Origin of the sequence: Microcoleus sp. D2_18a_B4, assembly GCF_036702475.1 — a bacterium.
Lineage (GTDB): Bacteria > Cyanobacteriota > Cyanobacteriia > Cyanobacteriales > Microcoleaceae > Microcoleus.
In genome coordinates this window covers 1-18,466 of the sequence record NZ_JAUBTL010000048.1, presented here as the reverse complement: position 1 = coordinate 18,466, position 18,466 = coordinate 1, and the positions used below count along the sequence as shown (strand labels likewise).

The window sequence follows — 18,466 nt, the reverse complement described above, 5'->3', positions numbered from 1 at the left end:
TGGTCAAATATAAAATAATCATTAAGCCGATGGATATGAGGGTGCTTTTCGTCTATCGGCTTGAGACACCAAGACCAGCTTTTCGCTATGCCCGCCCATTAAGTGCGTATTTACGCTCAACGAGGTTTTATGACTCCAGTCATGTTACGCCAACTCTGGTCATTAATTGAGACCACCCAAGCTACTCTGTTAGTCAATTTAGACGATGCCACCCTGGTACAGTGGCTGCTGAAACAGTTAAAGACGAACTCTGCGCTTAATGGCAAAGAAGCAGATTTGTTGGACGAATACATCCAGTCTCGGCTGTCCCTAATCCGCGATTTAGCTGAGCAGCGGCTGGCACCAGAGCTACGGTGAGCGGATTCAATCAAAATCGGATAAATATTCCAGGGAAAGGCGATGATCGCTCGCGCTGGGCAGAAATAGCAGAAAAGAAACCGGGTTTCAGGGATAAATTTTAGGTTTGACGACCAGCCCTCCAGCCAGAAACCGGGTTTCTAACTTTGGGCTCCCAGCTTGCTCAAAAAAAACAGGCGGGTAGTCGGTGCACTTGCCGCTGTGCAGCACCGGATGCAGAACGGCTAATTTGAAACCGGAGGCTGTGTAGATCGCCGATCGCCACAGTTCTGACAGCTACAAGGTAGGATTGTCAGGAAAGCGTTCTATTAAAATCTATGCGTAAATGGGGATTTTTGCTACTAGCAAGTGTGTTGTTTGTGGCACCGTTGGCGTCTTGTAGGGATCGATCGGCACAAACCGGACAAACAACAGCAACAACTGCAGCGGGCGGCAACTCGCAACAAGGTTCCAGCCGGATAGATACAATTGTCAGCCGCGGCAAACTGATTTGTGGCGTCAGCGGCGAACTGCCGGGTTTTAGCTTTGTAGACGAAAAAGGCAAATATTCGGGATTGGATGTGGATGTGTGCAGGGCTGTGGCGGCGGCAATATTTGACGATCCCGAAAAAGTCGAGTACCGAAAACTCAACGCTAAAGATAGATTTACAGTTTTGCAGGCGGGAGAAATCGACATTCTCAGCCGAAATACCACCTACACCGCGAGTCGCGACAGCACTACCGGACTGGAATTTGCCCCGGTGATCTTTTATGACTCTCAAAGCATCATGGTCAAAAAAGACAGCGGCATCAAAAGTTTAAAAGATTTTGCGGGCAAATCTATCTGCGTGCAGACAGGTACGAGCACCGAACAAAATTTGTCTGACCAAATGCGAAAAATAGGAGTTAAATACACTCCTGTCGTGTTTGAAGATGTGAATTCTACCTTTGCTACCTATCAAGAAGGTCGCTGTCAAGGTGTTACTGCCGATCGATCGCAGCTAGTCTCGAAGCGGACAACTCTGCCGAATCCCGATAATAATGTTGTTTTGCCGATCGTGATGTCAAAAGAACCCTTAGCCCCAGCGGTAAAAAGCGGCGATCCTAAATGGGCTGATGCGGTGAGATGGATCGTTTTTGCGGCGATTGAAGCTGAAGATTTGGGAATTAATTCAGGAAATGTAGACCAAATTGTGGCAAGCACTACAGACCCCAGCGTCAAACGTTTGCTAGGAACAGAAGGAGATTTAGGTAAAGGTTTCGGACTCCCGAACGACTACGCCGTCCGCGTTGTGAAGAAAGTGGGGAATTACGGGGAAATGTACGATCGCAACCTTGGCCCCAAAAGTACACTCAAGTTAGAACGGGGTCAAAACAGACTCTGGAAAGATGGCGGTTTGCTTTACTCGCCGCCATTCCGCTAATTTTAGTTAACTGTTGACTGTTAACTGTTGACTGTTGACTGTTAACTGTTGACTGTTGACTGTTAACAGTCACGCACCAAAGCTATGTAGGGTGCGTGACGGTGAAAATCCCGATCGCCAATCGAGTAACTATCAAGTCATATCAAATCCGGTAGCATCGGAATAATTCATCTCTGCATTCTCTCCCTCTGCGTTCTCTGCGCCCTCTGCGGTTAAATCATTCCGATGCAACCGGAAACGATATCACGCACCAAAGCTCAATCTCGCCTGGATTTGCCAGCAGATTTATCAAATATAATTTAAATTATGAACCCAGAACCTCAACCGGGCAAAGCCCAGAAATTTCCCTATTTTAAAGATATATCAAAACTCCTGCGGGACGATCGCTTCTGGAAAATTGCCGTACAGGCGATCGCCCTAATTTTAGTAATAGTTGTGATCGCGATTCTCGCGGACAATCTGGGCGCCAATTACTCGCAACTGGGGATTGCATTTGGATTTGACTTTCTCAATTCCCAAGCATCTTTTGACATCGGCGAAAGCGTGATTCCCTACAGTCCCGAAAATACTTACAGACAAGCTTATTTTGTCGGTTTAATCAACTCGCTGCGGGTGATGGGTCTCGGCATTATTTTCGCAACAGTTGCGGGTTTGACGGTAGGAATTGCGCGCATTTCCGACAATTGGCTGCTGCGGAGTTTGGCTGGTTTGTATGTGGAAATTTTGCGAAATACGCCGTTATTGCTGCAATTATTTTTCTGGTATTTTGCAGTTTTCATTTCCCTGCCCAAACTCGAAGACAATCAGCAGATGAGGGGGCCGATTTACTTGACAAATCGCGGCATTGCTGTACCAACAGCGGTGGCTTTGCCGGGTTTTGAGATTTGGTTGATTCTGCTAACTGTCGGAGTTTTGGCGGCGGTGGCGCTGTGGATGTGGCGGGCGCGGGTGATGGTGGAAGAAGCTAAGCCGGGAAGACAGTTGTTTTGGGCTCTAGGTGCGATCGGGCTAAGTGCAATCTTAGCTTGGATTATCACCAAAAATCTGCCTTTTCGCCTAGATTTCCCCCGCCTGACACCAACATTGCAACTCGAAGGAGGATTAAAATTAACTCCAGAATTTGCAGCCTTGGTGACAGGGCTCAGCTTGTATACTGGCAGTTACATTGCAGAAATTGTCCGGGCCGGAATTCAGTCAGTATCCAGAGGCCAGTGGGAAGCGGGAAAGTCTTTGGGGCTCAAGTCTGGAACAATGATGCGGATGGTAATTTTGCCACAAGCTTTGCGGGTGATTGTGCCGCCTTTAACCAGTCAGTATCTGAATTTAGCTAAGAATTCGAGTTTAGCTGTTGCGGTTGCTTATCCCGACGTTTATTTTGTTGTGGGATCTCCCACGTTGAATCAGACCGGTAGGGCGATCGAAGCAATGTTAATTATCATGGTAACATATCTAACAATTAGTTTGATAGTTTCTCTGTTCATGAATTGGTACAATAAAACTGTACAAATCAAGGAAAGGTAAAGAGTTAATGTGGGAAATTTTACAACGGCGATCAAAGGAAATAGAAAAATGGCGTACAGGGATTTTAGTTTAGAGGGCGCAGTCCAAACATTTGAATTAAAGTATTCGGAAGTCGCCAATTTGTTTGGCAAAGAACCCAACTTAGAATGCAGCCAACTACTAGCAGAAACTCTCAAGCGCAGTGTACCGTTAGGTCTCGCAAGTAATACCCAGAAATCCCGCGCTGAAATGATTACAGCACCAATTTTAATTGAACTTAGAGAACAATTACAAAATCGAATTAGCTTATTTTCCGGTATTGACTTTAATGTTGACTCCGAAAGAGGCTTAGACGGTAGTTGCGATTTTCTAATTGGCAATTCATCAGGACTTTTGTTAGTTGTTGCACCAGTCATTATAATTGTAGAAGCAAAACCGGAAAATCTCAATAGTGAATTGGGACAGTGCGTAGCAGAAATGTTGGCAGCTAGAATATTTAATGAACGTGAAGGCAACGATATTCCGGCGATTTTTGGCGCTGTAACTAGCGGAAATATCTGGAAATTTCTCAAATTAAAAAATCAAGTAATTGAAATAGATTTGACCGAGTATTACCTCACCGAGGTTAATAAAATTTTAGGTATTTTAGCCAGTGCAATTAATAATTAATAATTAATGAGCAACCAATAAAATGGAAACAATACCTGTATTACCGCCCCCAGCCACCGAATCGCCTACCCCTTGGAATTGGGCGCGCAAAAATTTATTTAGTACCTGGTACAACAGCATTCTGACAGTAGTTTGCCTAATTATCGCCTTCCAAACTATTAAAGGAATTATCGTTTGGGCAACAACAAAAGCTCAATGGCGCGTATTAGAAGCCAACTTGCCGCTATTTTTCGCGGGCAGATTTCCCAGTGATTCTTACTGGCGCCTCTGGATAGTAACGGCCATAATTGCTTTGTTGGGAGGATTAACTTGGGGAAACATTCAGCGGCAAGAACGTCTTTGGAATCCGCCTTTACTAATTATACTCGGTGCTGCGGTTGTGGGTGCGGTCATTTCGCCGATCGACCTAACCTCTCGCCTTTACCTGCTAGCAAATATTATCGCAGCCGCCGCCAGCTATGCCATCGGAAGGCAAATTCACCCAAAAATCATGGACTGGATGCCTGCAATTTGGGTTCTTTCCTTCCCAATAGTTTTGTGGTTAATTAAAGGCGGGTTGGGTTTGACAGAAGTGTCAACAAATGATTGGGGCGGTTTAGTATTGACGCTGTTTTTAGCAGTTATTAGTATTGTGCTTTCCTTTCCTTTGGGAGTATTGCTAGCACTAGGGAGACAAAGTTCTTTGCCAGTTGTGAGATTGTTATCAACATTATACATTGAAATTATTCGCGGTTTACCATTAATTGGCATTCTGTTTTTGGGTCAAGTGATGCTTCAACTCTTCTTGCCGCCCGAATATCCGAAATTGGATAGAGTAATTAGAGCCATTGCTGGATTAACGTTATTTAGTGCAGCTTACTTGGCGGAAAACGTGCGCGGTGGCTTGCAGGCCGTGCCCAGGGGACAAATAGAAGCAGCTAGGTCGATCGGGCTCAATACACCCCTGCTTACAATTCTCATTGTACTGCCTCAAGCACTGCGAATAGTCATTCCGGCGATCGGCGGTCAATTCATCGGATTATTTATGGATACTTCCCTGCTCTCTCTATTCGGAATGTTAGAATTAATAGGAATATCCCGCGCAGTTTTAGCAAATCCATCCTATATCGGCAGATACGCCGAAGTTTACGTATTTGTCGGCATCATTTATTGGATATTTTGCTACTCAATGTCCCTAGCAAGCCGCAAAATTGAGCGAACTTTAGGCGTAGGTCAAAGGTAAAAAAATATCTGCGTTCATCCGCGTTCATCAGCGGTTTAAAAACAAAAAACTATGGAAACTCAACTAACAGGCCCCGAACAAGTAATCGTAGCAGAAAACGTCCACAAATGGTACGGACAATTTCACGTACTGCGCGGTGTCAGCATGACGGTAAACCGAGGTGAAGTGGTTGTGGTGATGGGGCCATCTGGTTCGGGAAAATCGACGTTTATTCGCACATTCAACGCATTAGAAGAATACCAACAAGGTAAAATTACGATCGACGGAATCGAACTTTCCCACGACTTACGCAACATTGAGACAATTCGCAGCGAAGTAGGAATGGTGTTTCAGCAATTTAACCTGTTTCCCCACTTATCAGTCTTGCAAAACGTCATGCTAGCGCCAGTATGGGTGCGCCGCTGGCCGAAGAAAAAAGCCGAAGAAGTGGCAATGCAACTCTTAGAAAGAGTGGGCATTTTGGAACAAGCAAAAAAATATCCCGGACAGTTGTCTGGAGGACAGCAGCAGCGTGTCGCTATTGCACGTTCTCTGGCCATGCAGCCTAAAATCATGTTATTTGATGAACCGACATCAGCATTAGACCCGGAGATGGTGCGGGAAGTTTTAGATGTAATGCGAAATTTGGCTCAAACGGGAATTACAATGGTGGTTGTGACTCACGAAGTCGGGTTTGCGCGCGAAGTTGCCGATCGCATTGTGTTGATGGATGGCGGCGTTTTAGTGGAAGAAGCGAAGCCGGAAGAGTTTTTTCAGAACCCGAAGGAAGAACGCACTCGCAAGTTTTTATCTCAGATATTGTAACTGATTTTAAAGTGTAGTCGGTGGGTTTGGCGACGGTAGCAGCAGTAAAAATCGGCACAATTAAGGTAAAATAAAAGAGTGTACAATCAGTCTCTATTTTGCTGAGATAGCTTGCAATGCCATCCACAAAAACTCTGCCGTTAGTTAAAGACTCGGAACGCCTAGAAAGTCGCCTCAAAGAAATCCCGGCGGTTCCTGGTGTATATTTAATGCGAGACGAGAGCGATCGCATCCTTTACATTGGCAAATCAAAAAAACTCCGAAACCGCGTCCGTTCATACTTCCGCGAAAGCCAAAATCTTAGTCCCCGCATCGCGATGATGGTGCAGCAAGTGCGCGAAATTGAATTCATCGCCACCGATACAGAAGCGGAAGCTTTAGCGTTAGAAGCAAATCTCGTAAAACAGCACCAACCTTACTTTAATGTCCTTCTGAAAGATGATAAAAAATATCCTTATTTGTGCATAACTTGGTCGGAGGAATACCCGCGCATTTTTATCACCCGCAAACGCCGGGCCGGTAGTGCCAAAGACCGCTACTATGGCCCCTACGTCGATACAGGGGCGCTGCGGAGTACGCTGCATTTAATTAAGCGAATTTTCCCCCTGCGGCAGCGCCCTCAACCGCTGTTTAAAGACCGTCCCTGTCTGAACTACGACATCGGGCGCTGCGTTGGCGTTTGTCAAGGGTTAACTTCGCCGGAGGAGTATCGTAAAATCATCCAAAAAGTAGCGATGATTTTCCAGGGAAGAACTCAGGAATTACTCGACTTGTTAGCGCCGCAAATGGAACAAGCTGCCGAAGATTTAAACTTTGAAACGGCGGCGCGCATTCGCGACCAAATTAAGGGTTTGCAGTCTTTGAGTGCGGGTCAAAAAGTCTCTTTGCCAGACGATACTGTTTCCAGAGATGCGATCGCACTTGCGGCCGATAGTCAGCACGCTTGCGTCCAATTGTTCCAAATTCGTGCAGGTCAATTGGTCGGAAGATTGGGATTTATGGCGGAAATACCCTCCCAACTCAGGGCGGGCACGGGGGCACCGCCCCTACAATCGGGGGGGGAAGAGTTATCTCAACTTTCTCTTTCCTTTCCTCCTGGGCAAGGGAGGGAAGGAGGGGGGGTAGAGGCCGGAGCGATTTTGCAGCGCGTGTTGGAAGAACACTATCAAAATGTCGAATCTGTAGAAATTCCCAGCGAAATTTCAGTGCAGTACGAATTGCCAGAAGGAGAAATATTAGCAGATTGGTTGAGCAACCGTAAGGGGCGAAAAGTTACCATTTTGACTCCGCAGCGGCAAACTAAGGCAGAGTTGATTGAGATGGTGGAACGCAATGCTGAGTATGAATTGGCGAGAATGCAAAGATTGAGCGATCGCAATTCTCAAGCAATGGAAGATTTAGCAGAAATTCTCGATTTGCCAGAAGTTCCTCGCCGCATAGAAGGTTACGATATTTCTCACATTCAAGGTTCTGACGCCGTAGCTTCCCGCGTGGTATTTATTGACGGTTTGCCCGCAAATCAACACTACCGCCATTACAAAATTAAAAATCCTGAAATTAAATCGGGTCATTCTGATGATTTTGCTAGTTTAGCAGAAGTTATCGGTCGCCGATTCCGAGGATTGAAGGAAGAAGAAAGTTCGGCAACGGATTTTATAACGGATTTAACGGATAGAACGAATAAGGAAGAAGAATTTAGCGATTTAGGAAATTCGGAAAAAATCAGCAATTTATCCTCAGTTTCTCGTACTATTTCGGACAAACCCGACTTAATTATGATAGATGGCGGCAAAGGTCAACTGTCAGCAGTTGTGGCTGTTTTGCGGGAGATGAATTTGCTAGAAGAGTTGCGCGTTGTCAGTTTGGCAAAGCAGCGAGAGGAAATATTTTTGCCGGGGGAATCTTTGCCACTGCCAACTAATTCTGAGCAGCCTGGGGTACAATTATTGCGCCGGGTGCGGGATGAGGCGCACAGGTTTGCTGTGAGTTTTCACCGGGATCGAAGAAGCGAGAGAATGAAGCGATCGCGCCTTGATGAAATTCCCGGATTGGGACACCACCGACAAAAACAATTGTTGGCACATTTTCGGTCGATCGACTACCTCCGTTTAGCGACTCCCGAACAGTTGGCAGAAGTTTCTGGGATTGGCCCGCGTCTGGCGCAGCAAATTTACGATTATTTCCATCCGTAAAGCCTTACCCAGCATCGGAGACGGGGATTTTCGGGGTGAGGGGGCGATCGGGCCGCAAGTCCCTATTTAGCCACTGTGAGGGAGGTATTCAAAAATTTTGCACAGGCCTATTGCAATCCCCAGAGACTTGTGGTATGTTTAGTTTCTGTGCGCGGGCATAGTTTAGTGGTAAAACTTTAGCCTTCCAAGCTAATTATGCGGGTTCGATTCCCGCTGCCCGCTTATGTCTATAAAAACCTCAAACCAACGATAAATCAACGGTTTGAGGTTTTTTATTGCTGATTTTTTGGGTTTTCAAGGGGTCTAGTTGACTAGAAATTGACTAGAAATTGGAGACAATTTGCCTCGTTTGAATACAAATTGAATACAATCCATACCTAGACTGGGTTTGAGCCGTTCTCATCCGCTAGAAGTCCCAGAATAGCGTTGATGTCAGCACCGACAACTTTCGTCGTTTTGCGCTGCGTTCTCAACCTATTGAGCAAGTCGGCCGCTTCTGGAAAATCGGGAAAATTTTTACTGGCTGCATCATTTTTTGATTTTTGTCTCAGGTCGGAGAGTTCGACTTCCCGTTCTGCGAGTTTCGCTTCAACTTCCTCGCGATCGCGCCGCACTTCCTTAAGCTCTTGCTCCAACATCTGCACCTTCAGTCCCAAATCGCCGTTGCGCTCGTGTAACTGATTTAGTTCTTTATCCCATTCTGTAAGTTGCTTGTTGGCCGCTTTCAATTCCTGCCTGAGTGATTCATCGTTGCCGTCACTCAGGCACTCAATTTTCCCAGCCGTTCCTCAATGGCGGCCATCCGTTCCATTACCGGGTCAAGGCGATCGGCTACAGCCTTGTCTACAGTGTCTACAATTTCTGTAGACGCGACGCTATCATTGCTTCGTGTAGACAAATCTGTAGGTGTTGTAGACAATGTAGACAGATGCGCTGTAGACAGTGTAGACGTGCCTGAGACTTCCTTGAGAATGCGTTGTGCAGCTTGACTAAGCGACTCACCGTCTAGCTTCTGAGCTTCTATCCAGTTCAGGAAGTGACCGGATGCTCTGAATGATACGACTTGACTTTGACTCATTGTAGACAGCTGTATACAGTATTTGTCTACAGTAACTGATATCTGTCTACACTGTCAACAATTTGTAGAAAAAACTTGTAGACACGAAAATCCCCCAATTAAGGGGGAGGGAATTGAGCCGTTAGTTGTCAGATAGTGGCTAAATTTTCCGCAGGTCGCAGAAGAGCATTGAGATTATCCGACCGCCCTTGTGTTTTTCGCGCTCTTGCCAGTCAACCTTGCAACTGATGCTCGTATGAATCTCAACGATGCGACCGTGCCAGTTGTAGCTAGAGTCCTCTGGTTTATTGCCAGCCACTTTGTCTCCGACTCTGAATGCTTTGAGCGGGTCAGAGCAGGGGACACCTGTGAGTAACTCTGTCAGTTTTTGCTTGTCGGAGTCGGAGAGTTTGGAGAAAGAATTACAAAAGTCCAAAATAGTTGGCAAAACTGCTTCACTTGCTTCACTTGCTCTACTAGCAAGGGTTGTAGCTTCACTCATTGCTTCACTCGGTTTGGTGAGTGAAGCAGCGAGTGAAGCAGCGAGTGAAGCTGTATCCTTTTCGCAGTGGGAGAGTGAAGCAAGTGAAGCAAAAGTCTGCACAATTCCAGACAAATAGAATTGCCCTTTGAGTGGATCAAGGCTGCCACCCTCTGTATGGCGTACTTTTTGAATTTTAGGGAAAATCTCTGAAAACCTTGCAAACACTTGATTTATAGCCTTTACAGGCGTGTCGTATTTGTTGGGTAGATCATGCCAAATCAGCTTGTTTTTGCGATCGTTCGTACTCTGTTCAATTTCCAATGTCCCCGTTTCTACATACCACCCTTGCAGTCGCTCCCACAAATCCTTAATGTAGATGCGGCCGCCAGCTTGTACCTCAATGCCAGCGTCGCGGACAAACTGCCAGATGTGGCGGCTTTCCTCCTGAGCCTTCTGCATGGCTTCCTTGGTCGCCTTGTAGTCGATACCCTCGGAAAGCAACAGCGGCCACCGCTCCAACATTTTGTTAAGCATCGCCGGGGCAATCTGTTCGAGAATGAACTTTTCATCATCCTTAAAGCGCGGGTCAGCTTCTAATTGCCCCTCAGCAGCGATCGCGTTTTTGGCGTAGGTCTTCTCAAAATTCAGAATTCCGTACCGACCCTCGATCGCCTCGGTTCCTCCGGTGATGGACGGCAACTTATTGCAATTAGCAAAGAAAGTAGCGATGGGTTTGTACTCATAACTATCTTTGCCCTTGCGTTCGATGTCGATCGGGTCGCCCGTGATGAATTGCTTGAGACTTTGGATGCCGTCGAGGTCTACTTTCGCCGTATTTTCAGAAGCCCAGTTACAAATACTTCCCTCTACTCCTGCCAGCGTGAACTTGCGCCCGGTATCGTAAGCTCGGAAGTCAGACAAAGACTTCCCAGTCATTCCGTTCCCGTAAACAGCAGCGAGCACGGCGCGGAGAGTGTCTTTACCATTGGAGCCTTCCCCGTGACAGAGCAAACCTTTTACGCCCCGCCCCGTCAACTTTAAGCGCGCCAATTTTAGGTTAAATGCAGCAGCAGCCGTCCGCAGGAAAATTTCTCGTTGGGATGGAGCCAAGCACTCTAAAAGGCGATCGCAATCTGCCGGGTCAATCGTGGGGTCATACTTGCATCCGACATAGGTATAGATATTTTTTGGATCGTGTGGCTCTACCTTGTAAGTGCCGTCAGCGTTGACTTTAATTACTCCATCAGGGGTGTTTAATCCATCAGGATTAATAGTATTTGGATCTACCGCAAAACCTGCAATCACCCAGTCATAAACCTGATTAATGCTTGCAGAATTGGCATATTTCTTGCGAGGGACGTGGCGAACCATTTCAACGTAGTTACTCAGATAATCGCGAATCCGCCGCTTTTCTACCACTTCTAGACGCAGCTCGTAATGAGTGCCAGTAAAGCAGTAAAGTTGCCCCGCGATAGACGCCCAGTGACCCTCAGAATAGAGATATTCCTCGGCTTTCAGTACAAAGTTTTGCTCTCCGACAGGCGCGGTGTCTGGGATGTAGTCGCTCTCACTACTAGAAGATGACAAAGATACTACATTCTCATGTGTGCGCGGGTGAGGAATTAAAGAAATATTAGGGTTTGAGGCGTTCTTTTTTCGATCGACCTTCTTAAGATTTTTTTCCCATTCTGCAAAGGTTGGAGCCTCGGCAACAGCTTCTAGAAAAGCATTCTCGCTCTTCCCTACGATTAGATCGTCCATTCCTTTAAATTTGCTATCCCAGCAAGTGATGTAGACGGTGCACCCGTTGTTAACAAGAAGGGTGGCGAATTGGATGATGGCAGCGCGGCAAGATGGGTTGGCCGCATAGTCAGAGTCAAAATCTATGTAATGAACGGTTCCCGGCTCCGCCCATTCCTCAACAAACTTTGCCAACTTTCCATCTTTCCCCCAATTCCAAACGCCAGTTACGGCGATCACTGCTAAGCCAATGCTTAGACCCGCCCCTGCCTTCTTAACTCCCTCTGTCCAATGTCGGGGGATAGATTTGTCGGCGTGAACTTTTGCCCAGTAATTTCTATCAGACATGGCTAGGAAGATTGCGTCGGGTTCCATGCCACTGGCTGTCAAATATTTGCGCTCTTTCTCGCCTTCGGGATGATGTGGTTTGTCTGGCTTGCCTTGTCCGTACAAGTTGCCGGCCTGCTGACCTGTTCGCCACAAAACACCTCGACCCCACCAGCCCCCCGTCTTGATAGGCACTTTGGGGCGGATGCGTTCGTTAAGCTCCTTGGCTGTCAGCGATTCAATGTTCAAGCGGGCGATCGCTTCGTCAACGGCTGAGCCCTGACACCACTCGATCAAGTGCTTATTAGAAATATATTTTGAAGTAGTTGAAACTTGCCCGTCGATCGAGTTAATATTGTGGGACATGATGATTTGTCTCGTCTTTCTAAGGGGATGAGTGAATTACCTAAAACCGTTGCACTCATGTCTCAATTGAAAGCAGCGGTTTTTTGGTGTCTAGAATTTGTTGAAAATTTAGAGCATAGGAGAGACCGCCCCGCTAGTTGACTAGGGGTGCGATTAAGCTGTCGTTACGAGCACAGCCACCTATTTCGGCGTCAGGAAATGGCACAAAGCTTTCAGGTGGCCCCCGATCGCATTCATATCGTGGCAACTCTACTTTTCCGGGAACCTCTACGGGTATGACCCAAAAAGTGTCCAAAATTTCGGAAAAACCAAAGGCTATAACGAGCGCGAGTTTTTCATTTGCGCTCAGTGACACGCTGTAGACCTTAACGAGAAATTTTGAGAGGGTGCGGATTAATACCCGCCAAAACATCGTGCGGGTAGGTTTTAGTTCCCTCTGGCGCTCCAAGACAAACTCCCATGATTCACCCTCTCTAGGGAGAAGCACTGTGCTTTCTAGTTTTTTCTTGAGAGTCGCAATGTCCATCGTTTTATTTTAGGAGAGAGCCGTAGAAAACAGCCGCTTGATGTGTCCGAAAATAGGATGCCGGGAGTTGTTCGAGCGATCTCGGATCATTTAAGTGATCCGAGACAACTGCCAACAACTGAAACGCTTGCTCAGAAGGTGCTACAGGTATACATCACGATCATCGATCATTTAAATGATCGATCACAACATGGAACATCTCCGAGAGGGTCTGCTGAGTGTGAAAATTGCCCAAAACGGAGTGAGAAACTGCAAACCCCCAAACCCCCTTCCAGAGAGGCTTGCAGGTATACCCTGCGATCACGGATCATTTAAATGATCCGCGACAACATATAGCACTCTCCACAGCCCCTAAAAATTGCTTCATTTTGGCTCTACTGGGCATTACTGAGCCCAGTGGATTTAACGATGTCGCAGCCGGGAGATAAGCCCTAGTTCAGCCCTCTCCCTTGTTTGGCCGCTACCGATCGCCCTGACCACCCAGAACCGCATCCCACGGTCGAGGTTGTGGTTCCCCCGGTGTTGGTGTTGGCGGGACTGCTACCCCGAGCTGAGGCAATTGCAAGTCGTTGAGGTAGTAGGCGTACTGATTGTCCTCCCCCCGTTGTGGGTAGAACTTGCCGTTAGTTTTCCAAAAGAAATCTTTACCTCGCAAAACCGCCAATACTAACTCTATCTCTGACTTAGTACCAGTCAATCTTAGGGCTGCTGTTGTTGGGATGTTTGGCAGTCTAGTCATCACTTTCCCCCTTCACAAACGGCATCAAAAACTCATACTCAGCCTTCGCGTCCCGGTAAGCTTGGCTACTGCCGGCTGATACTCCCCAAATTTCTTTAAGGATTTTATTCTTGCCGGTGATGCCCTTCGCGTGACATTGCAGAATTAATTCGATTTGTTCGCGCTGCCTAGTGGATAAATTCACTACTGCGAGTTCGCTAGAATCGCTCGATGTCTGATTCAGTAGCAGTTCTAGTGATTCTCTTATCGAATCGAGTTCTGCCTCTTGTTCGTCGGTTCGTTCGTTTGTTGCCAGAATTTGTTCTGCTTCCTGTTGTCTTTGTTTCTGAGAAATGTATACGCTTGTCGAGATTTCATCCACCACATCGGCGGTGATTGCCCGCTCTTTAATTGCCTCAATCTCCCCTTGCTCAGACAGTTTACGTGCGATATTGCCAGCGGTAACAGCACAAGCAATTGCAGCGCACAAGCTAATTATGCGGGTTCGATTCCCGCTGCCCGCTTGCTTCTATAAGAACCTAGAACCCTTGATAAATCAAGGGTTTTGGCGTTTCTAGGGCTTAGCCTCTATGGTTGCACAAGGCGTTTTGGAGACAATTTGGAGACAATTTGGAGGCAAAGACGGGCTGTTTGGAGACAAATTGGAGACAATTTGGAGACAAAATTGGAGACAATCAAGTGCCTAGCTCTGCCAATATGTCCAAAACTGCCTTCATATCATCCGGGTCAGCCTTCGACTTTTTACGCCGCGCTCTCAACCGATTGAGCAAGTCAGCCGCTTCCGGTAAATCCTTGCTGGCAGTGACTGATGCTTGTCTCAGGTCAGAGAGTTCCGATCGCAATTTAGCCAATTCCTCTTGAGATTCCGTCCATCTACTATCTAAATCCCGGAATTCCTCCTCTAGGTCTTTCCGATCAGCGCGCTCTTTCTCAAGTTGTGATCGGAGTGTTTTCACTTCCTCTCTCAACTTATTGGTGACTGCATTACTGGATTCTAGAAGTTTGGCGTAGTCAGCTTTTATTTTTTCCTTCTCTGCCTGCTCCTCGACAAAGAATGTACGGTTTTTATCCGCTTCCCTTGTCTGTCTTTCCAGCGATTCTTGGCATTTAGTTAGTCGCGTACTCCATATACCGGAGTTTGCAATAGCCCTGTCAACAGTTGCTTTGAGAGTTATTTCGGCATCCCTGTATCCCTGTATTTGGAGTGTCGATTGTTCTAGTTGATGTCTCAGCGCCTCATTTTCTGTTTGTAAGTTACCTAGTACAGCTCGGCGTAAATACACAGACTATTAAACAGCCAAGACTTTACCCTTATATGTCCAATTAAAAGGTTTGGCTATTGTTTGATTAAAGTAGTTAATAAAATTGAGGATGCGATTTTTCAGATCGTACTGACTGGTGAAACTTGCTCTTTTTAGTAATTTCCGCACCAAAATGCGCTCACCAAATCTCTATTTGATTAAGCCACGAAGAATGTTTTGGTGTGTAATGGAAAACAATTTGATGTGTTGGGTCACTTAAAAAAACAGCGCGGAATTTCATGGATTGAAGTATGCCGCTTTTTCCCTTAATACCGAGGTCGATATCTAAGCCTTCTTTTTCGGCAACCAAACGCACCAGTGATTCTGAGCCGGTGAGTATTCAGACAATCCATAATTAGATGCCATTTTTGGGCAGCCGGATCAGTTTCAATGAGGTGACGAATATTCAGTAAAAAATCGGACTCTGTTCTCGAATCTCCACAAGTTGGTTTAATAATCTTACCATTCGCAATGTTGAAATTTGCTATCAAGCTCTGCGTACCATGACGAATATATTCAAACTCTCTTCTGACAACTTTACCGGGTCTCATTGGCAAGTCTTTTTCCAGACGTTCAATAGCTTGAATCCCTGTCATTTCATCAATCGATATTGTGTGTTATCCTTGTTGAGCGCGTTCAATCGCAGTCAGATATAAGTCGCTAATATCTTTGACTTTTGCATCAAATTCTTCATCCACAGGGGGGGTTAACCAGTAGCGGGAGGCGTGTGGTTGCAGTTCTGCTTCTTTTAATAATCTACCAACATGGCGGACGGATATAGTTTCAATAATGCCTTGTTTCATTATTTGGGCCGCCACTTCTCTGGCAGAGAGAGTGACTTATTGGTCGTCCATAATCTGACGGTGAGGAACATGCCATTGCAAATAACTCTGTTACTTGTTCCATGCTAAATTTTGCCGGTGCGCCAACACGCTCTCGATCTTGTAATCTTTGTAAAATCGATAACTCTTTTCCCTCGCTCTCCAACCATCGGTTTCGCCCCTTCACGAGCCATCTGCCGATTAATCTCTAGGCTTCGGCTTATTTCACGATGGTTTTGACCATCAGATGCCATGATAATGATTTTGGCTCGTAGCACGATTTGTTGCGGCGTTTTGTGTTTGTCGATCAACTTCTGAAGTTCATGACGCTCGCCATCGCTTAAATTTAATATTTTAGGCATTAATAAGGCCATATATTACTCCTCCATCGCCGACCCAAACAGGTCTCAACTAACTCTAGCCTTTGTCACGCTTGGTTTGCGGACTAATCTTTACCTAAAAATCTCGCTGCTGCCACCTTTGCAGCATACCTCGGCTTACCTAATCTTTCTGAGAAACGCTATATGTTATTCTACCACAAATATAGTCTGTATACTTACGCCGAGCTGTACTAGTTCTCAACAAAAAAAAACACCCCCGTAGGGGTGCTGTTGCTTACCAGGTAATTTTTCTAGCTAACTGACTTAACTAAACCCTTCCTCATCAGCCGGGTCGCCGTAGGGATCTTCGCTGGCCGGGATCACATTGCCGAACATTCCAGCATCCGCTACGTAGTCAGCCGGGTCGCCGTAGGGATCTTGGCTGGCCGGGGTCAGGTTGCCGAACTGTCCGTAGTCGGTACCGGCGTAGTCTGCGGGGTCGCCGTAGGGGTCTTGGCTGGCCGGGGTCAGGTTGCCGAACTGTCCGTAATCTGCGGGGTCGCCGTAGGGGTCTTGGCTGGCTGGAGTCACGTTGCCGAACTGTCCGTAATCTGCGGGGTCGCCGTAGGGGTCTTGGCTGGCTGGAGTCACGTTGCCGTACTCTCCGTACTCAGCCGGGTCGCCGTAGGGGTCTTGGCTGGCTGGAGTCACGTTGCCGTACTGTCCGGCATTTGAGGCATCTTGGTAATTGCCATCAGGATCGAGTTGCTCGCTGTCTGGCCCGACGATCGCATCTTTTAACTTCCGCAAAAATCCGTCTACCATGATAAAGTTCCTCTTTTTTATGTGCTGAAAAACGACTGTTTTAGATTGGGAATCCCAGATTTAATTGAAAGTCAGGGAACCTGAAATCTAAAATCTCCAATGCTTAGACTACTGTGCGGGAACAGGACTTGTAGCTTCCGGCAAGGTAGTAAGGTCTCGACCGGTATTTTGGTTGTTGTACCCCTGGAATTCGCGGTAACGCGCTGCCTCGGACTCCGGAACTTTAATTCCTTCAGGCGGGGGCGTTACCCAGACCGCGCGATTCTGGGCATCGCGGTAGTAAACGCGACCGTTTTTGGAAAGGTAATGTTTTCCCTGCGGCCCCTTTTCTTGTTTATTTTTGTGCTGATTGTAGATGTAGTAAAGGGCTGCTGCTCCTGCTAAAGTAATCCCTACTTTTTGAGCATTGCTCAGTCCTTTTTTGGCTTGTGGGGAAGGAGTGGAGCCGCGATTAGTTTGGACTCCTCCTGCGCGAGTGTTGTCAACAGGAGGCGGGGGAGCGGAATTTTGCTGGCTAGAACCGCAAGCACTCACAAAGGGAAATGTCAGCAGCGTGGTCAGCAGCAGAGCCATGAAGCGCGATCTTTGGGGTTCGGGTTTGATTGTGTTCATTGCCGCTCCGAATTGTCGGGATTATAGGTAGGGTGTGTTTTGGCGAGGTTGAGGAACCTGAGCTGCTGCTAACAGTTTTTAGAATAAATTAATTTCTCACAGCAATTTTGACAAAAGTAGTTGCTGAGAATTTATCAACAGCGCAGGTACGGTATTGCGTTTCTATTTAATCATGCTGTAATCTCTCGATGATTTACTCATTCCAGGGATATAAATAAACTTTCTTTGATTTCAGTCCGCAGGTATATGCAAATGCGCGGCTTCGGGTAACAATAAATTCCGTTTGTGGACTGCTCAAAGCAAAGTGAAGCAGACGGAGGGGGCGAGTCCGAAACTCAAAGCAGCACTGGCTAGGGAAAGGAGGCGGGATTTAGATTAGAAGGAAGAAGGAAGAACGCCCTTCGACTTCACGATCGGGTAAAAAGCAGGAAGAAGCAATAATAGCCAGGGTTTGAGCAATTAATATCAATTCCGGTGGCATCGGAATGATTTAACCGCAGAGGACGCAGAGAACGCAGAGGGAGAGAACAGAGAAATGAATAATTCCGATGAATGGCGGATGTGATATAAGAACATCCTAACCGTCTTGGCGGTTGCTATATAATTCCGGCGGTATTTAATTGGGTTGAACTCAGCGCGAACCCATCTAAAATTTATGTTAACAGAATCTGGTATCTTGGAGAAGAATTATTGACTACATCCAAAACATTTAATTAGAGTTTACCCTGCCGGACAGTCAAACCTGAAATCACCATTGCCGACCATTTGCGTGACGTAGAATATCCCAGAATTGAGCGGAGGAAACATTATTAATTAATTGATATTATTACCATCTCAATTTGTGCCGTGATTGGCGGTGCTGATCCAGGGGTGGATATCGAAAGTTACGCGCGCAGCTCAATACGAATGGTTAAAGAAAATTTTAGAATTGCCGAAGGCCATACCCTCACCTGACACAATTGCACGAGTATTTTCGCGCCTCAACCCGGAGCAATTTCACAATTTTTTTTTGAGGTGGATTAAATCTATTAGTTGCTTCAATCCCGGAGAAGTAATCGCAATTGATGGCAAAACTCTTCGCCATTCTTACGAGGGGGGATGAGAGCAAAAAGCCATTCATATGGCATTGGTGACAAGTTAAGGCTGTAAGTTTTTTGTCAAGAGGCTTTTGGAGAATTCTTGAAAAAGAATTGGTCAGAAT

The 18,466-nt window shown here is 46.5% G+C and carries 19 protein-coding genes, 1 tRNA gene and 1 pseudogene; 9 read left to right on the top strand and 12 right to left on the bottom strand.

Features of this window, described 5'->3' with window-relative positions; genetic code table 11:
- Positions 1-129: 129 nt before the first annotated feature.
- The 8 genes from QUB04_RS23605 (at position 130) to QUB04_RS23570 (ending at position 8,369) form a co-directional block, all read left to right on the top strand.
- Complete coding sequence (locus QUB04_RS23605) at positions 130-357, top strand: hypothetical protein (protein WP_333141000.1); 228 nt, start codon at positions 130-132, stop codon at positions 355-357.
- Positions 358-674: 317 nt separating this feature from the next.
- Positions 675-1,760 (top strand): amino acid ABC transporter substrate-binding protein, encoded by a 1,086-nt coding sequence (locus QUB04_RS23600; protein ID WP_333140998.1) that lies wholly within the window; start codon positions 675-677, stop codon positions 1,758-1,760.
- A gap of 306 nt (positions 1,761-2,066) precedes the next feature.
- Positions 2,067-3,281 carry an ABC transporter permease subunit gene (locus QUB04_RS23595; protein WP_333140996.1) on the top strand — a complete coding sequence of 405 codons (1,215 nt, stop codon included), beginning with the start codon at positions 2,067-2,069 and terminating at the stop codon, positions 3,279-3,281.
- A 48-nt stretch (positions 3,282-3,329) separates the two neighbouring features.
- Entirely contained in the window at positions 3,330-3,929 is a 600-nt protein-coding gene (locus QUB04_RS23590; RefSeq protein ID WP_333288099.1) for a hypothetical protein, read from the top strand.
- 22 nt (positions 3,930-3,951) lie between these two features.
- Complete coding sequence (locus tag QUB04_RS23585; RefSeq protein ID WP_333288097.1) at positions 3,952-5,151, top strand: amino acid ABC transporter permease; 1,200 nt, start codon at positions 3,952-3,954, stop codon at positions 5,149-5,151.
- A gap of 51 nt (positions 5,152-5,202) precedes the next feature.
- Positions 5,203-5,955 carry an amino acid ABC transporter ATP-binding protein gene (locus QUB04_RS23580; RefSeq protein WP_333140990.1) on the top strand — a complete coding sequence of 251 codons (753 nt, stop codon included), beginning with the start codon at positions 5,203-5,205 and terminating at the stop codon, positions 5,953-5,955.
- Between the two features lie 116 nt (positions 5,956-6,071).
- On the top strand, positions 6,072-8,147 hold the full coding sequence (gene uvrC, locus QUB04_RS23575) for an excinuclease ABC subunit UvrC (RefSeq protein WP_333288095.1): 2,076 nt from the start codon (positions 6,072-6,074) through the stop codon (positions 8,145-8,147).
- A 151-nt stretch (positions 8,148-8,298) separates the two neighbouring features.
- A tRNA-Gly gene (locus tag QUB04_RS23570) sits at positions 8,299-8,369 on the top strand.
- A 155-nt stretch (positions 8,370-8,524) separates the two neighbouring features.
- Here QUB04_RS23570 and QUB04_RS23565 read toward each other — a convergent pair.
- The 12 genes from QUB04_RS23565 to QUB04_RS23515 all read right to left on the bottom strand — a co-directional run bounded on the left by QUB04_RS23565 (position 8,525) and on the right by QUB04_RS23515 (position 17,265).
- Entirely contained in the window at positions 8,525-8,875 is a 351-nt protein-coding gene (locus QUB04_RS23565) for a flagellar alpha dynein (protein WP_333288093.1), read from the bottom strand.
- A gap of 32 nt (positions 8,876-8,907) precedes the next feature.
- Complete coding sequence (locus QUB04_RS23560; protein WP_333288091.1) at positions 8,908-9,225, bottom strand: hypothetical protein; 318 nt, start codon at positions 9,223-9,225, stop codon at positions 8,908-8,910.
- Positions 9,226-9,364: 139 nt separating this feature from the next.
- Positions 9,365-12,121, bottom strand: coding sequence for a DUF3854 domain-containing protein (locus tag QUB04_RS23555; RefSeq protein ID WP_333288089.1), 2,757 nt, complete (start codon positions 12,119-12,121; stop codon positions 9,365-9,367).
- A 133-nt stretch (positions 12,122-12,254) separates the two neighbouring features.
- Positions 12,255-12,647 carry a hypothetical protein gene (locus tag QUB04_RS23550; RefSeq protein ID WP_333288087.1) on the bottom strand — a complete coding sequence of 131 codons (393 nt, stop codon included), beginning with the start codon at positions 12,645-12,647 and terminating at the stop codon, positions 12,255-12,257.
- Between the two features lie 460 nt (positions 12,648-13,107).
- Positions 13,108-13,386, bottom strand: coding sequence for a hypothetical protein (locus QUB04_RS23545; RefSeq protein WP_333288086.1), 279 nt, complete (start codon positions 13,384-13,386; stop codon positions 13,108-13,110).
- Complete coding sequence (locus QUB04_RS23540; protein ID WP_333288085.1) at positions 13,379-13,855, bottom strand: hypothetical protein; 477 nt, start codon at positions 13,853-13,855, stop codon at positions 13,379-13,381. The genes QUB04_RS23545 and QUB04_RS23540 overlap by 8 nt, the downstream gene beginning before the upstream one ends.
- 205 nt (positions 13,856-14,060) lie before the next feature.
- Positions 14,061-14,669, bottom strand: a complete 609-nt coding sequence (locus tag QUB04_RS23535; RefSeq protein ID WP_333288083.1) for a hypothetical protein — start codon at positions 14,667-14,669, stop codon at positions 14,061-14,063.
- A gap of 284 nt (positions 14,670-14,953) precedes the next feature.
- The gene (locus tag QUB04_RS32625) at positions 14,954-15,292 is read right to left on the bottom strand and encodes a transposase (RefSeq protein ID WP_445301090.1); all 339 of its coding nucleotides are present in this window, start codon (positions 15,290-15,292) and stop codon (positions 14,954-14,956) included.
- Between the two features lie 12 nt (positions 15,293-15,304).
- Positions 15,305-15,490, bottom strand: a complete 186-nt coding sequence (locus tag QUB04_RS23530) for a hypothetical protein (RefSeq protein WP_333288082.1) — start codon at positions 15,488-15,490, stop codon at positions 15,305-15,307.
- Between the two features lie 104 nt (positions 15,491-15,594).
- Entirely contained in the window at positions 15,595-15,882 is a 288-nt protein-coding gene (locus tag QUB04_RS23525) for a hypothetical protein (RefSeq protein WP_333288080.1), read from the bottom strand.
- Between the two features lie 270 nt (positions 15,883-16,152).
- Positions 16,153-16,653, bottom strand: a complete 501-nt coding sequence (locus QUB04_RS23520) for a translation initiation factor (protein ID WP_333288078.1) — start codon at positions 16,651-16,653, stop codon at positions 16,153-16,155.
- A 108-nt stretch (positions 16,654-16,761) separates the two neighbouring features.
- Entirely contained in the window at positions 16,762-17,265 is a 504-nt protein-coding gene (locus QUB04_RS23515) for a hypothetical protein (protein WP_333288076.1), read from the bottom strand.
- A gap of 747 nt (positions 17,266-18,012) precedes the next feature.
- Between QUB04_RS23515 and QUB04_RS32620 the strand changes: the two are divergent.
- Positions 18,013-18,358, top strand: a pseudogene (locus tag QUB04_RS32620) (ISAs1 family transposase); the annotation flags it as partial.
- Positions 18,359-18,466: the final 108 nt, after the last annotated feature.

Bases quoted from the DNA above. Each gene is read 5' to 3' on its own strand.
- QUB04_RS23605 (WP_333141000.1), top strand. From the start codon at position 130: ATGACTCCAGTCATGTTACGCCAACTCTGGTCATTAATTGAGACCACC.
- QUB04_RS23600 (WP_333140998.1), top strand. From the start codon at position 675: ATGCGTAAATGGGGATTTTTGCTACTAGCAAGTGTGTTGTTTGTGGCA.
- QUB04_RS23595 (WP_333140996.1), top strand. From the start codon at position 2,067: ATGAACCCAGAACCTCAACCGGGCAAAGCCCAGAAATTTCCCTATTTT.
- QUB04_RS23590 (WP_333288099.1), top strand. From the start codon at position 3,330: ATGGCGTACAGGGATTTTAGTTTAGAGGGCGCAGTCCAAACATTTGAA.
- QUB04_RS23585 (WP_333288097.1), top strand. From the start codon at position 3,952: ATGGAAACAATACCTGTATTACCGCCCCCAGCCACCGAATCGCCTACC.
- QUB04_RS23580 (WP_333140990.1), top strand. From the start codon at position 5,203: ATGGAAACTCAACTAACAGGCCCCGAACAAGTAATCGTAGCAGAAAAC.
- uvrC (WP_333288095.1), top strand. From the start codon at position 6,072: ATGCCATCCACAAAAACTCTGCCGTTAGTTAAAGACTCGGAACGCCTA.
- QUB04_RS23560 (WP_333288091.1), bottom strand. From the start codon at position 9,225: ATGAGTCAAAGTCAAGTCGTATCATTCAGAGCATCCGGTCACTTCCTG.
- QUB04_RS23555 (WP_333288089.1), bottom strand. From the start codon at position 12,121: ATGTCCCACAATATTAACTCGATCGACGGGCAAGTTTCAACTACTTCA.
- QUB04_RS23550 (WP_333288087.1), bottom strand. From the start codon at position 12,647: ATGGACATTGCGACTCTCAAGAAAAAACTAGAAAGCACAGTGCTTCTC.
- QUB04_RS23545 (WP_333288086.1), bottom strand. From the start codon at position 13,386: ATGACTAGACTGCCAAACATCCCAACAACAGCAGCCCTAAGATTGACT.
- QUB04_RS23530 (WP_333288082.1), bottom strand. From the start codon at position 15,490: ATGAAACAAGGCATTATTGAAACTATATCCGTCCGCCATGTTGGTAGA.
- QUB04_RS23525 (WP_333288080.1), bottom strand. From the start codon at position 15,882: ATGGCCTTATTAATGCCTAAAATATTAAATTTAAGCGATGGCGAGCGT.
- QUB04_RS23520 (WP_333288078.1), bottom strand. From the start codon at position 16,653: ATGGTAGACGGATTTTTGCGGAAGTTAAAAGATGCGATCGTCGGGCCA.
- QUB04_RS23515 (WP_333288076.1), bottom strand. From the start codon at position 17,265: ATGAACACAATCAAACCCGAACCCCAAAGATCGCGCTTCATGGCTCTG.